General features: G+C 36.5%; 16 protein-coding genes. 10 read left to right on the top strand and 6 right to left on the bottom strand.

Features of this window, described 5'->3' with window-relative positions; translation table 11 throughout:
* Window positions 1-91: 91 nt before the first annotated feature.
* The gene (locus tag HU137_RS01675; protein ID WP_182043288.1) at window positions 92-487 is read right to left on the bottom strand and encodes a PUR family DNA/RNA-binding protein; all 396 of its coding nucleotides are present in this window, start codon (window positions 485-487) and stop codon (window positions 92-94) included.
* Between the two features lie 122 nt (window positions 488-609).
* Window positions 610-2,382 (bottom strand): ABC transporter ATP-binding protein, encoded by a 1,773-nt coding sequence (locus HU137_RS01670; protein WP_182042073.1) that lies wholly within the window; start codon window positions 2,380-2,382, stop codon window positions 610-612.
* Between the two features lie 71 nt (window positions 2,383-2,453).
* On the opposite strand from HU137_RS01670, the gene nusB reads away from it, so the two are divergent.
* From nusB to HU137_RS01640, 6 genes are all read left to right on the top strand, one after another.
* Window positions 2,454-3,368, top strand: a complete 915-nt coding sequence (gene nusB / locus HU137_RS01665) for a transcription antitermination factor NusB (RefSeq protein ID WP_182042072.1) — start codon at window positions 2,454-2,456, stop codon at window positions 3,366-3,368.
* Window positions 3,369-3,453: 85 nt separating this feature from the next.
* A complete protein-coding gene (locus HU137_RS01660) occupies window positions 3,454-3,942 on the top strand; it encodes a DUF1573 domain-containing protein (RefSeq protein ID WP_182042071.1) in 489 nt (162 codons plus the stop codon).
* A gap of 10 nt (window positions 3,943-3,952) precedes the next feature.
* On the top strand, window positions 3,953-4,285 hold the full coding sequence (gene yajC, locus HU137_RS01655; RefSeq protein WP_182042070.1) for a preprotein translocase subunit YajC: 333 nt from the start codon (window positions 3,953-3,955) through the stop codon (window positions 4,283-4,285).
* A gap of 94 nt (window positions 4,286-4,379) precedes the next feature.
* Window positions 4,380-4,976, top strand: a complete 597-nt coding sequence (coaE, locus tag HU137_RS01650; protein ID WP_182042069.1) for a dephospho-CoA kinase — start codon at window positions 4,380-4,382, stop codon at window positions 4,974-4,976.
* A gap of 59 nt (window positions 4,977-5,035) precedes the next feature.
* The gene (locus HU137_RS01645) at window positions 5,036-6,583 is read left to right on the top strand and encodes a sensor histidine kinase (protein ID WP_182042068.1); all 1,548 of its coding nucleotides are present in this window, start codon (window positions 5,036-5,038) and stop codon (window positions 6,581-6,583) included.
* A 7-nt stretch (window positions 6,584-6,590) separates the two neighbouring features.
* Window positions 6,591-7,286, top strand: a complete 696-nt coding sequence (locus tag HU137_RS01640) for a response regulator transcription factor (RefSeq protein WP_182042067.1) — start codon at window positions 6,591-6,593, stop codon at window positions 7,284-7,286.
* Between the two features lie 99 nt (window positions 7,287-7,385).
* Here the strand turns inward: HU137_RS01640 and HU137_RS01635 are convergent, their stop codons facing one another.
* Together HU137_RS01635 and HU137_RS01630 are read right to left on the bottom strand one after the other, a co-directional pair.
* On the bottom strand, window positions 7,386-7,682 hold the full coding sequence (locus HU137_RS01635; protein WP_182042066.1) for a type II toxin-antitoxin system RelE/ParE family toxin: 297 nt from the start codon (window positions 7,680-7,682) through the stop codon (window positions 7,386-7,388).
* A complete protein-coding gene (locus HU137_RS01630; protein ID WP_182042065.1) occupies window positions 7,679-7,900 on the bottom strand; it encodes a hypothetical protein in 222 nt (73 codons plus the stop codon). The genes HU137_RS01635 and HU137_RS01630 overlap by 4 nt, the downstream gene beginning before the upstream one ends.
* Before the next feature lie 83 nt (window positions 7,901-7,983).
* On the opposite strand from HU137_RS01630, the gene HU137_RS01625 reads away from it, so the two are divergent.
* The gene (locus HU137_RS01625; protein ID WP_182042064.1) at window positions 7,984-8,592 is read left to right on the top strand and encodes a hypothetical protein; all 609 of its coding nucleotides are present in this window, start codon (window positions 7,984-7,986) and stop codon (window positions 8,590-8,592) included.
* 70 nt (window positions 8,593-8,662) lie between these two features.
* Window positions 8,663-10,447 (top strand): aromatic amino acid hydroxylase, encoded by a 1,785-nt coding sequence (locus HU137_RS01620; protein WP_182042063.1) that lies wholly within the window; start codon window positions 8,663-8,665, stop codon window positions 10,445-10,447.
* Here the strand turns inward: HU137_RS01620 and HU137_RS01615 are convergent.
* The gene (locus HU137_RS01615; protein ID WP_182042062.1) at window positions 10,407-10,853 is read right to left on the bottom strand and encodes a hypothetical protein; all 447 of its coding nucleotides are present in this window, start codon (window positions 10,851-10,853) and stop codon (window positions 10,407-10,409) included. The genes HU137_RS01620 and HU137_RS01615 overlap by 41 nt on opposite strands.
* A 2-nt stretch (window positions 10,854-10,855) precedes the next feature.
* Entirely contained in the window at window positions 10,856-11,236 is a 381-nt protein-coding gene (locus tag HU137_RS01610) for a RidA family protein (protein ID WP_182042061.1), read from the bottom strand.
* A 201-nt stretch (window positions 11,237-11,437) separates the two neighbouring features.
* On the opposite strand from HU137_RS01610, the gene HU137_RS01605 reads away from it, so the two are divergent.
* Window positions 11,438-12,220, top strand: coding sequence for an MbnP family protein (locus HU137_RS01605; RefSeq protein ID WP_182042060.1), 783 nt, complete (start codon window positions 11,438-11,440; stop codon window positions 12,218-12,220).
* A 92-nt stretch (window positions 12,221-12,312) separates the two neighbouring features.
* A complete protein-coding gene (locus tag HU137_RS01600) occupies window positions 12,313-13,284 on the top strand; it encodes a cytochrome-c peroxidase (RefSeq protein ID WP_317169880.1) in 972 nt (323 codons plus the stop codon).
* Window positions 13,285-13,325: the final 41 nt, after the last annotated feature.

Genomic DNA, 13,325 nt, shown 5'->3' with positions numbered 1-13,325 from the left:
TTTCACTCAAACCCATAAAAAAAACCGTCTTGGCTTAGCCGAGACGGTTTTTTTGTGCTTTTAAATCATCTTGAAATTTCAGATGACATCATCAGATGTCATCAAAATCTACATCGGTAAAAGATTCGGTAGAAGGTTTTGATGCCTCCCCGTTTGTGGAAACAGGCGTTTCTGTAAAACCATCAAAGTTTTTTTGATGTCTTTCAGAGATGACCTCTTCACCTCTTTCATCCACTACATACGAAGTGATTTCATTTAGAATCTCTTTGAAATTCCCGAAATCTTCTTTGTACAAATAAATTTTGTGTTTTTTGTAGAAAAAAGAACCATCCTCATTTGTGTTCTTTTTGCTTTCCGTAATCGTCAGGTAATAATCACCCGCTCGGGTCTCTCTTACATCAAAAAAATAAGTTCTCCTACCTGCTCTGAGTACTTTGGAGTAAATTCCATCCGGTTCAGATCTTTCAAAATTTTCATTTTCGCCCATCATGTGTAATTTAAGAAGTGTTAATACTTTGCTAACAAAACTATAAAAATTTTGTTAAATAACAATTCTTCTATCAAAATTTAAAGGATTGAAGCCATTTGGAGTTAGGAAGTGTAATTGAATTATAAGTTTTCCGTTTCTATTAATTGTTTTTTGACCAAAGAAAAATAAGCGCCTTCTTTTGCTACCAAATCTGAATGAGAACCTAATTCTATTTTTTGACCATCATCCAACACCAAAATTTCATCAGCATTTTTGGCGGAAGAAATCCTATGCGTTACGATGAGTGTCGTTTTTTGATTCATTTCAGACTTCAGATTGCGTAAAATTTCTTCTTCTGTTTCCGTATCAACGGCTGATAAACTATCATCAAAAACTAGAATTTCCGGTTCTTTGATCAAAGCACGAGCGATGGAAATCCGTTGTTTTTGACCACCGGAAAGCGTTACGCCTCTTTCACCCAAAATCGTGTCATAACGATCTTTAAACCCTTCGACGTTTTGATGAACAGCTGCTTTTTTTGCAAAATTCTTTGCGTCATCTAAATTTTTGCCATCTTCTGCTCCAAACAAAATATTCTGCTGAATGGTGTCGGAAAATAGAAAAGCTTCTTGAGGAACAAATCCGATGGCTTTGCGAAGCGATTTTAAATTCAAATTCTCATAAGGAACGCCATCGATCAAAATCTGTCCGGATGTAGGTTGTAATAATCTGGCCAACAATAAAACGACCGTAGATTTCCCTGATCCGGTTTTACCCATAATCGCTAGTGATTTCCCTTTTTCTATGGTAAATGAAAGGTTTTTTAAAGCCTCAATTCCGGTGTTCTCATAAGTATAACTTACATTTTTGAATTCAATTTTTCCTTCGATCGGCGTTTCATGTTCTACTGCATTTTGGATTTCCGGTTTTTGTTTTAAGAATTCGTTGATGCGCGTCATGGAAGCTTCTGCTCGTTGAATCAACATCGTCACCCAACCCAAACTCGTAAACGGCCAAATCAACATATTCAAATACATGAAAAATTGGGCGATCACACCGATGCTTAATTTTCCTTCGGCATACCGAACACCTCCCATATACAAAATCAATAAATTACTGATACCGACAATCAGCACCATAAGCGGAAAAAAGAAAGCTTCAGTTTGGGCGAGGGAAAGTGCTTTTTTCTCATAAAGCTCCGCTTCTTTTGCGTAATTTTCTTGGGTTGAATTCTCCGTATTGAACGATTTGATCACACGTATGCCGGAAAAAGTATCTTGAACGATGGAAGAAATGTTGGATTGTTGTTTTTGGACTTCGGTACTTTTTTTATTGATCGTAGAAGCCACTTTATAAATCAAAAAAGAAAGAATCGGAAGTGGTCCTAAAGTGTATAAAGTCAACAGCGGATCGATGTTGATCATAAATGCCAAAATGATGGTTGCTCTCGAAATCAAATCCATCGGATACATGATTCCGGGACCTAAATATTGACGAACAAATGCCACATCTTCCGTAATCCTGTTCATCAAATCACCGGTTTTATTTTTTTTGTAGAAAGAAAGCGAAAGTTTTTGGTAATGTTCATAAATGTCATTTTTCAAATCATATTCAATGTGTCGGGAAGTTGCGATGATCATCAAACGAACACCGACCAATAATAGTCCGGCAAGAACTTTCAGGCCGATGAAAAGCAATGCAGCGTTCATCAGTCCTTTTTTTACTTCACTTAATTCAGAAGCTTCGCCAGATTTGAATTTGGTTAAAAGGGATTCGATTCCGTCGATAGCATTTCCGACATAATTGATAGAAAAGATGGAAACAAAATTGGACAAAATGATCATTACAAAGCCTGCAATCAACTCCCAACGGTATTTCCAAAGAAATTTATTTAAGGACAATAATTCTTTCACGGCGCAAATTTACGTCTTTTTGATTACCTTTGCAGTCGCTTATCCAGAATTAAAAGCTGAAAATTGAAATTATGTTAGGAAGAAGACAACTTCGTGAAAAAGCCATGCAAGCCGTTTATGCTTGGAAGACTTCAGGTGAGGATGCAGACCAACGGTCCATCGAGAGAAATATGTTAAAAGGAGTTGATGAAATTTATGATTTATACATTTATCTTCTTAATCTTTTAGAATTTCAAAAATCCATAGCGGAACATAAAATGGAATTGGCCAAAAACAAGAATTTTCCAACTCCTGAAGATTTAAATCCCAATTTAAAATTTGTAGAAAATCCAATTTTTAGAATTTTGGATGAAAACGAAGAACTAAATGCCTATTCTTCAAAAAACAAACAATTACAATGGGATTTATTGGATACTTATCCCAATTCTATTTTCAAAGAAATCATCGCAACTGAGGAGTATGCAGCCTACATGAATAACCCTCAGCGTTCTTTTGACGCAGACAAAGATTTCGTTATCGGATTGTATGAAAAATTTATCGCACCCAATGAAAATCTTCATGATTGGTTAGAGGAAAAGAATTTGTATTGGGCAGATGATTTGCATATTGCCAATTCTATGGTAGTTACAACTCTAAAGTCTTTTGTACCAAAAAGTTCGGGTAAAATCAAATTGTTCAAAGTATACAAAGACGATGATGATAGAGAGTTTATCATCGAATTATTCCGAAAAACCATCCGATATAGCGAAGAAACGCTGAAAATGATCGAAGAGAAAGCGACCAATTGGGAACTGGATCGAATTGCGGTTTTGGATTTGGTGTTGATGCAGATGGCTTTGACTGAATTCCATTATTTCCAAAATATTCCACCAAAAGTTACGCTGAACGAATACATCGATTTGTCCAAAATTTATTCTACAGAAAAGAGTAAGATTTTTGTGAATGGGATTTTGGATCGATCTTTAAAAGAATTGAAAGGATTTTAACTTAGTTTTAGATATTTCATATAGCGTCAAATCAAATAGTTTCAGTAAATTTAGGCGCTTTAATTTAAATTTAAATTCACATAAAATGAAACATACACTATTGGCTGTCGGGATTTTGGCAGCATTTGCATTGACTTCATGCAAAGACGAGAAAGCATCAGAATTGTTTACAGATGCAGAAAAACAAGAACAAGCCGAATCTGTAGTAGATCCTGCAACCGCAGCTGTGTTGACTTTTGAATCTGAAACTTATGATTTCGGAAATCTTCCGGCTGCTGCAAAAGTGGACCATTATTTCAAATTCACCAACACGGGAAAATCACCTTTGATCATCAAAGATGCAAAAGGTTCTTGTGGTTGTACCGTTCCTGAATTTCCAAAAGAGCCAATCGCACCAGGTGCTACAGATTCCATCAAAATCACTTATGATGCAGGTTCCCAAAAAGGAAGACAACAAAAAACGGTTACTTTAACGACAAACACGGTAAAAGGAAAAGAAGTTTGTACTTTCATCGCAACTTTACCAAATGATGCAGCTCCGGCAGCAAAACCAAATCCTTTGACAGGATCTTAATTTTAAATAAATGAATCAAATAGCTTATATTTTTTCCCAAGCAGGAGATGCTGGTGGAGGTTGGTCAACATTGATGTTGTTTGGTGGGATGTTCATCATCATGTATTTTTTGATGATCAGGCCCAACTTACGCAAACAAAAACAAGAAAAGAAATACCAAGAAGAATTGAAAAGAGGAGATTGGGTCGTGACAACTTCCGGTATTCATGGAAAAGTTTTTGAGTTATCAAACGATACGGTTGTTTTGGAAACCGGGGCCGGTAAAATCAAATTTGAACGTGCTGCGATTTCAAAAGAATTGAGTGCTAGTCGATATTCGGCTGCAACCGAGAAAAAGGATTAATTCTCACGAAATAAATTCAGAAGCCGGGGTTTGAACTTCGGCTTTTTTTTGGTAGAAATAGATTAATTTTAACATTTCAAATTCGAATTTAGAAATGAAAATTGTAGGACTTACTGGTGGAATCGGATCGGGAAAAAGCACGATAGCCAAATGGTTTTTGGAACTGGGAATTCCGGTTTACAATGCAGATTTGGAAGCCAAAAAATTGATGAATGAAAATGAAAAAATCATTGCTGAATTAACCGAATTATTTGGTGAAGAAGTTTATCAAAATGGCATCTATAACCGTAAACTCGTTTCGTCTAAAGTTTTTCAAGACAAAGAATTACTCCATCAATTAAACCAAATTGTTCATCCGGAAGTTTTTAAACATTTTCAAAATTGGGTAGAAAATCAAGCATCCGATTTCGTTGTAAAAGAAGCGGCAATTTTATTTGAATCGGGTTCTTATAAAGACTGTGATCTAGTGGTTTCAGTGGTTGCTGATGAAGAGATTCGCATCAAGAGAGTTTTGAAAAGAGATGAAATCTCAGAAGAACAAATCAGACAACGCATAAACAATCAATGGACAGATACACAAAGAATTGAAAAATCTGATTTTGTGATTGAAAATAATTCAAATTTAGAAGATTTAAAAATAAAATTTGACCAACTTTATAAGAAATTGTTAAAGCGATTTCGATCAAGTTAATAGCATGTTAAACCTTATTTTAACATTTCGGGAAACCTTAAGTTTGTAACTACTTATCTATGAGAAAAGGATTCAATAAGATATTGATCATTTTAATGAGCGTGGCTTTGATCGGCCTTGTCATCATTCAGTTTTATTGGACGCAAAAGGTCTTTGTTTCGCATACAGAAGAGTTTAACGGCCGCGTTTATCAAGCCTTAAACGAAACAGCGGAAGAAATCAATCAGAAAGAATTGCAATTGTACTATACGCGGTTTGAAAATGTACACAACGATTTCAAATCTACAACCGACAAACCGCAAGTGATGTCATCTCAGTTGATTCAGGATTCGGCAGGAACTACCTACATCACGTTAACCCGCTATATTTTAGAGCGTTCAGTCGTGCCTATGTCGGAACAATACAACGATAGTTTGATCAGTGCCAATTTATATTCGCAAGAAAAAGTGCTGAAAATCCCAAAAGATTCAGGTGCCAATATGATCCAAAACCTAAGTTTGGACACGGAAGAGAATTTTAAAAATTCAACTTATACGATTGAGCGTTTGGCGAGATTGGATGCGGGAAACAGACCGATTGATGCAAGAATTGATATCAATGCGTTGGATTCTATTTTCACCAAACAATTGCGCAAAAGAGGTGTTCAATCTCATCCGCAATTGGCCATTTTAAAAGCCGATTCCTCCCAAACCAAAGTGGCGACGGAAGAATTTGATCTGAAAGACCGCGAATACACCATTCCGATTTTTTATGACAATACGGATAAACCTCAATATCTGCTCACGACTTATTTTCCGGACAAGCAATTGTCGATTCTCGGACCGATTATCCCCATCGTGATGTTGACCATTATTTTTACCATCATCATCATTTCGGTGTTTTCATTGGCGATTTATTATATGCAGCTGCAGCGCAATATTTCCGAAATCAAAACCGATTTCATTAACAATATGACGCACGAATTCAAAACGCCGATTGCGACGATTAACATCGCTTCAGATGCTTTGAAAAATGATAAGGTGATTTCTGATCATGAGCGAATTCGTTATTATGCCGATTTGATCAAACAGGAAAACAAACGGATGAATTCACAAGTGGAAATGGTGTTGCGAATGGCCAAATTGGAACGAAATCAAGTCGATATCCATTTACAAGAATTTGACCTTAACGATCTGGTAAAGAAAAGTGTATCGACCATGCGATTCATCGTAGATAATTTGAATGGCATTATTTTTGAAGATTATCAGGCGAGTCGATCTTTAGTGGATGGTGATGCCTTCCATTTGGAAAATACGATCAACAATATTTTGGACAACGCAAGGAAATATTCGGGCGAAAATCCCCAAATCTTTGTTAAAACATACAACGAAGCAGAAATGTACGTTATAGAAGTGAGAGATGAAGGAATCGGGATGTCCAAATCGGTTTTGAAAAAAATATTTGACCAATTCTACCGGGAAGAAACCGGAAATGTGCACAATGTAAAAGGACACGGACTGGGATTGGCTTATGTTAAAAAAATAGTAGAATTACACAAAGGGCAGGTGTATGCGGAAAGTGAACCGGGAAAAGGAAGTACTTTCTATATCAAATTGCCCACTAAATAACGAGAACATGAACGATAAGCAAAAACTACTTTTGGTGGAAGACGATCCGAGTTTCGGAGCTGTTTTGAAAGATTATCTTGCTATAAATGATTTTGACGTGACCCACGCTGTTGACGGCGAGGATGGTTTGTCAAAATTTAAATCTTCCGAATACGACCTATGTATCCTGGATGTGATGATGCCTAAAAAAGACGGATTTACACTCGGGAAAGAAATCAAAGATTTGAAAAATGAACAACCGATCATTTTTCTTACAGCAAAAAATATGCGCGATGATGTGCTAAACGGATACAAAATCGGGGCTGATGATTATATCACCAAACCTTTTGATTCCGAAATCTTGCTTCACAAAATCAGAGCCGTACTGCAAAGACATTCGGCCGATGAAGAGAAATTTGAACAGGACGAATTCAAAATCGGGAAATTTCATTTCAATGCAAAGCTTCGCCAATTGCAAATTGGAAGTATTTCGCATAAATTGTCACCAAAGGAAAGTGAATTGTTACGCTTACTTGCGGTTTACAGAAATGATTTGATGCCGAGAGAAGTGGCACTGACGAGAATTTGGCATGATGATAATTATTTTACGTCCAGAAGTATGGATGTGTACATCGCCAAACTAAGAAAATATTTAAAAGACGATTCCAACGTGGAAATTGTCAATATTCATGGAGAAGGGTTTAGGTTGTTGGTATCTGAATAATTTCCATTTATAGGAATCGTTTTGAATCCCTTTTCGTTTGACGAAAAGGGATTTTTGATTGAATAATTTTCAAACTCCCAAATTATCGACTTTTTGAACTTAAAATTCTTTCGGGTTTTGGTAAGTGCTTCTAAATCGAAGAATTCTGATTTGATTTTGGGTAATACGATAAGAGATTCGGTAATGGTAAATTTCGAACGTAAGATAAGTACCATCGTTATCCGTTTTGTATTTGTCTTTTGGATGTCTTTCTGAGAAAGTTGCTAATTCTGCTGTTTGCTCTAGAATATATTCTCTCACTTTTTCTGCTTGTAAAATGGATGTTTCTTTGATGTAATCCAATTGACTTTCCAATTGAAGTACAGCCAACTCATCCCATACAACTTCTTTTTTCATGATCCTCTTAAACGTTTTTCAACCTGTTCTTGAGTTAAATAGTTGTCTTGTTCTATTCGGTTTTCAGCTTCTTTAAGCTCGAGATTGTATTGTTCTAAGGTAAATGTTTCTGTTTTTTTTCGAAACTGCAACAATCGTTTAAATGCCTCTATCAAATCCGGATCATTCACATTGCTCAATTCATTTTGTATCCATTTTATGTCTGCTTGTATGTCCATGATTTTTGAAAAATTTGATTGAGTCAAAGTTAATGAAAATCCTTTTTCGTTTTACGGAAAGGGATTTTTTGTAATTTGGGATTATGAAAAAAATTGGGATTTTATTTTTTGGACTAATTTTTTTGTTGAGTTGTCAACCTAAAGAAGCGACAGTTGAAGATGAAAAAAACTATCCAAGAAAAGACCGATTCATTGTTTCGGAAAATAATAGATGGTTGGATAGTATTAAAAATGCTGCTTTTGATAAAGGTCTTGAAATAGAGCAAAAAACTTTAAGAGGAATTCCTTCTGACTTTGTTTCTGGAAAATTTCATTTTATAATTTTGGATGAAGAGGATGCTTTTTATTATTCAAAAGCCAAAACTTACCCAGATGTTCTACTTTGTGGTGTAATTGATAATTCCGATATAGAAAGAGAACGAAAAAGTTTCAATAAATATTTAGACAGTATTCAACCCATTAAATTAACCGACATAAGAAAATATTTGACTGAAAATAGAGATGAAATCATTGCCGGAAAAGAATACAGACAATCTCCGGTGAATATTACGTTTGCCCTAAAAAACGATACTTTAAAAGGAAGTTTTATGCATGATATTCTGAATTTTATGGAGGACAATGGGATGAATGCTTATATGATTCGACGCATTAACAACAAAGAATTAGAAGCGGTTGAAAACTATTCAGAATGACAATTTCAAACTTCCAAACCTTACCATTCTCAAATTAAAACCGTAAATTAGCTTTTCCAAAACAAACAAAATGGCTTACGAAGAAAATGAAGTATTGAGGCGATTGCCGGAGCATTTGAAACAATTTATAAATGATCAGGATTATAAAAATTACACACCGGTGGATCAAGAGGTTTGGCGGTATGTGATGCGCAAAAATGTGGATTATCTGAAAAAAGTAGCCCATGGAAGTTATGTAGACGGACTACAGAAAACCGGAATTTCCATCGAGAACATTCCGAGTATGTACGGGATGAACCGTATCCTGAAAGACATAGGCTGGGCAGCAGTTGCCGTAGATGGATTTATCCCGCCGACGGCTTTTATGGAATTTCAGGCTTATAACGTTCTCGTAATCGCTCAAGACATCCGACAAATTCAAAATATAGAATACACACCTGCGCCGGATATCATCCATGAGTCGGCCGGTCATGCACCGATTATTGCCAATCCTGAATATGCTGAATATTTAAGAAGATTTGGGGAAATCGGGAGCAAAGCGATTTCTTCGGCTTTGGACTATGAAATGTACGAAGCGATTCGGCATTTGTCGATCGTAAAGGAAGATAGGGAAAGCGATCCCAAAGTCATCGACCGGGCGGAGCAAAAAGTATTGGATTTACAAAATTCCATGACCGAATTGTCCGAAATGGCAAAAATCCGAAATTTACATTGGTGGACAGTAGAATATGGTTTGATCGGCGATCTGGAAAATCCGAAGATTTATGGAGCGGGACTGCTTTCGTCCATCGGTGAGAGCAAATGGTGCATGACAGATGAGGTTAAAAAATTGCCTTATGATTTATCGGCGGCAGACGTTTCCTTTGACATCACCAAACCACAACCGCAATTGTTTGTAACGCCCGATTTTGCACATTTGAATTTTGTTTTGGAACAATTTGCCAACCAAATGGGATTGCGAACCGGAGGGACGGAAGGCATAAAACAATTGATTGAATCTAAAAATCTCGGAACGATCGAATACAACACCGGAATTCAGGTTTCTGGTGTTTTCAAACGTGTCATTACAGATGGTCATGACAATCCGGTTTATATCCAAACAGAAGGTCCGACGGCGCTTTCGTACCATGAAAAAGAATTGATCGGACACGGAACGAATTATCATGCGCATGGATTTGGTTCGCCGATAGGCAAATTAAAAAACATCAATATCGCCATTGAAAATATGTCGCCTTATGATTTGGAAGCCTATAAAATCAAGGAAGGTGAAATGACCCAACTTGAATTTGAAGGTGGAATCACAGTAGAAGGCGAAGTCATCACCGGAACCCGAAACCGAAAAGGAAAAGTTCTGATCGTTTCCTTTAAAAATTGTACAGTTAAACATCATGATGAAGTTCTGTTTCATCCGGATTGGGGAATTTATGACATGGCGATTGGGAAATCCATCGTTTCGGCTTACGCCGGACCGGCCGATTTTACTTCTTTTAACATGATTTCTCACGAATTGGAAACGAAAGTAAAGAAATTGGAAATCGAACCGAAGGAACAAAAACGCAGAGAATTGTACCAGGAACTTAAGGGAATGCGTGAAAATAATTTGGTGGTAGAAGAAAAATTGTCCGAAATTTTTCAGATTATGAAATCGGAATATCCGACCGAATGGTTGCTTCCGGTAGAAATCTACGAATTGGCTTTTTTCAACAAATTTGTTTTACAACATGAAGTCAAAGACTATTTGCTTCAGTTGATTTCGCAACAAAAAGAAGTGGCGCATCTGATTGAAGATGGGATTTGGTTGTCAGAAAATCCGGTTAGGATAAACGAGCCAGTTTCTTCGACACCAAATCTGTGATCAATCCTCCCAGCCAGGAAAAGAAAAAGAGTACCGGCAAAATGGCCAATTCATACCAAGTGGGATGATTTGGCGTAAATATCACATCACCCATGGCGATGAGGAATAAAATAAATCCCACAAAAACGGCATAGGCTTTTTTGGCTTTTGGGACGATCATGGCAGTGACCAATCCGCCAAAAATAGCACCGACACCATTTGAAAACAACAGTGCGAGAAAGAATTCATCTCTGACTTCTGGTGTACGAGCCGCATAGCGGATCACACGGTTCCAGTGTTCATACGGAAATCTTGAATAATCGTATTCAATCCAATTGTCATTTAATGTAATCCCAAATGTGATGATGACCAGCGCAACGGCTAGTCCTAGAATGACGGCAATAAAATTTCGTAAAAATGTCCCCATAATTAAAGGTGAGCGATCATGGAAATTTCTACGTTAACATCTTTCGGAAGTTTTGCAACCTGAACGGTTTCACGAGCAGGATAGTTTCCTTCTTCAAAATAGGAAGCATAAATTTCATTTACTACTGCGAAATCATGCATGTTTTTTAAGAAAATGGAGGTTTTGATTGCGTTTGAAAAATGGCTTCCTGCTTCTTCTAAAATGGCTTTCAAGTTCTTCATGACTTGATGGGTTTCTTCAGCAACACCACCAGAAACGATTTCTCCAGTCGCCGGATTTGCAGGAATTTGTCCTGAAATAAAAAGGATTTTATCAAAAGAAATGGCTTGACTATATGGACCGATGGCTTGTGGTGCGTTTAGGGTATTGATCGTATTTTTCATTTTGCAAATATATTGAAGTTTCATTTATTCGAAATTAAATCTTCTTAATTGGACATTTTTATGAAGAAATGGAATTCTAGTAAATTAGAATTGAATGAACTAAAATTTTTTATTTTTGTATTGAATTTTATTTTTAACACACAATACATGCGACTCAATTTATTTAGAACTTCAATGTTCGTGCTATTTTCATTATTCATTTTGAATTGTTCAACTGATGATGAAAATTCAGATCAAAATCCGCCTGAAGAGCAATGGGGAGCTGTTCAAATTAAATTTGACAATCGATTTGAAGGTTTGAGTCCGATCATTTTGAACAATACAACACAGACTTCTTCCAGTGGGCAGAAACACCAGTTTTCTACCTTGAAATATATCGTGAGCAATTTTACATTGACCAATACTGAAGGGGTTAATTTCACATTCCATTTAAACGATCCTGACAAAGGCGCTTTTATCGTGGACCAAAGCGATGCGAATTTCAATAATGAGGTGAGTTTAGAATTGGATTCGATTCCGGCTGGGGTTTACAATAAGGTGAAATTTGGATTGGGAATCAGTCAAGACGCCTATTTGCTAGGTGGAGAAAGTCAGGGAGAATTTTGGGCTGAAGCCGGAGCAGAAGGGATGAACTGGTCTTGGGCGGCAGGATATATTTTTGCGAAATTAGAAGGGAAATACGGAACAGATGCTCTGGATGTTAATTTTATCAATCATACTGGAAATATGGGTGATGTGGTCGTAACGGAAACTCCAGATTTGTACCGAGAAATAGAATTGGATTTACCGGACCAATTGGTCGTTACACCCCAAACTTTTCCAGGCATTCATTTCATAGCAGATTTGAATCATTATCTAAGTGGAGAGACAGATTTAATTTTGGATGATACCAATCATGAAGCGATGGGATCATCTGAACATTTGGTAAATGTGACCAATAATTTAAGCAAGATGTTCAGCATTTCGCATATTCATAATAATTAAAATTAATGAACCCCAACTCCGTAAATCATTTAAAAATTGTTTTTTGGATTTGTATTTTTAGTTTTTTTCTGATCAATTCTTGTCAAGATGAAGTGGAGGAAGGATCGCCGGTAGATGAAATAGTTACACTTTCATTTCCCAATTATTTCCCGGAATTTACCTATGCATCAACGCCTTTGACCCGAAATAAAATTTCACTCGGCAAGAAGTTATTTTATGAAGGAAAATTGTCCAGAAACAATGCCATTTCGTGTGGTTTTTGTCACATTCAGGAATTTGCTTTTACGCATCATGGACATAGTATCAGTCATGGGATAGATGATCGGTTGGGTTTGAGAAATGCGCCACCGTTACAAAATCTTGCCTTTTTAAACCGCTTCATGTGGGATGGTGTGATTCACGAACTGAATGATCAACCCATAAGTCCGATTAGCGCTTTCGAAGAAATGGATTCCAATTTTCCGGACATCATTCAGAAACTTTCAGAAGATGAAAATTATCCAAATATGTTTAGTGAAGCGTATGGTGATTCAGAAATTAATGCCGACCGGATTTTGATGGCTTTGGGTCAATTTATGGCAACCATGATTTCGGATCAATCCAAATTTGATCAATATAAAAAAGGAGAAATCAGTTTATCCGATTCAGAAGAAAATGGAAGGATTCTTTTTGAACAGAAATGCAGTGCTTGTCATGCCGGAGCGCTTCAAACCGATGAATCTTTTCGAAATACCGGTTTGTATTTTAATGAACAATTGGCAGATGCAGGATTATTTAGGGTGACGTTAAATCCGGAAGACTCCATGAAATTTAGGGTGCCAAGCCTGAGAAATATAGCCATTACTTCACCTTATATGCATGATGGTAGATTTTATTCGCTGGAAGCTGTTTTGGATTTTTATAGAGAAGGAATCGAAGACAATCCTAGGCTAGATCCACTTTTGCGAAATGGAGATCAAGTTGGAATTCCTATTTCAGATGGAGAAAAACAAGATTTGATTCAATTTTTAAACACTTTAACGGACCAAGACTTTATAAGCAATCCAGCATTTTCAGAATTTTAACTTATGAATTTAAATTGTATAATGAATTGAAGTTCATTAAC

The sequence above is a fragment of the Moheibacter lacus genome, from assembly GCF_014042165.1.
GTDB classification, from domain to species: Bacteria; Bacteroidota; Bacteroidia; order Flavobacteriales; family Weeksellaceae; genus Moheibacter; species Moheibacter lacus.
This window is presented reverse-complemented; position numbering and strand designations above follow the sequence as displayed.

What these genes read in the sequence shown, in the direction of transcription:
- HU137_RS01635 (WP_182042066.1), bottom strand. Translation starts at nt 7,682, where the DNA reads ATGAAAAAAGAAGTTGTATGGGATGAGTTGGCTGTACTTCAATTGGAA.
- HU137_RS01615 (WP_182042062.1), bottom strand. Translation starts at nt 10,853, where the DNA reads ATGGGGACATTTTTACGAAATTTTATTGCCGTCATTCTAGGACTAGCC.
- coaE (WP_182042069.1), top strand. Translation starts at nt 4,380, where the DNA reads ATGAAAATTGTAGGACTTACTGGTGGAATCGGATCGGGAAAAAGCACG.
- HU137_RS01675 (WP_182043288.1), bottom strand. Translation starts at nt 487, where the DNA reads ATGGGCGAAAATGAAAATTTTGAAAGATCTGAACCGGATGGAATTTAC.
- nusB (WP_182042072.1), top strand. Translation starts at nt 2,454, where the DNA reads ATGTTAGGAAGAAGACAACTTCGTGAAAAAGCCATGCAAGCCGTTTAT.
- HU137_RS01630 (WP_182042065.1), bottom strand. Translation starts at nt 7,900, where the DNA reads ATGGACATACAAGCAGACATAAAATGGATACAAAATGAATTGAGCAAT.
- HU137_RS01645 (WP_182042068.1), top strand. Translation starts at nt 5,036, where the DNA reads ATGAGAAAAGGATTCAATAAGATATTGATCATTTTAATGAGCGTGGCT.
- HU137_RS01640 (WP_182042067.1), top strand. Translation starts at nt 6,591, where the DNA reads ATGAACGATAAGCAAAAACTACTTTTGGTGGAAGACGATCCGAGTTTC.
- HU137_RS01660 (WP_182042071.1), top strand. Translation starts at nt 3,454, where the DNA reads ATGAAACATACACTATTGGCTGTCGGGATTTTGGCAGCATTTGCATTG.
- HU137_RS01625 (WP_182042064.1), top strand. Translation starts at nt 7,984, where the DNA reads ATGAAAAAAATTGGGATTTTATTTTTTGGACTAATTTTTTTGTTGAGT.
- HU137_RS01620 (WP_182042063.1), top strand. Translation starts at nt 8,663, where the DNA reads ATGGCTTACGAAGAAAATGAAGTATTGAGGCGATTGCCGGAGCATTTG.
- yajC (WP_182042070.1), top strand. Translation starts at nt 3,953, where the DNA reads ATGAATCAAATAGCTTATATTTTTTCCCAAGCAGGAGATGCTGGTGGA.
- HU137_RS01610 (WP_182042061.1), bottom strand. Translation starts at nt 11,236, where the DNA reads ATGAAAAATACGATCAATACCCTAAACGCACCACAAGCCATCGGTCCA.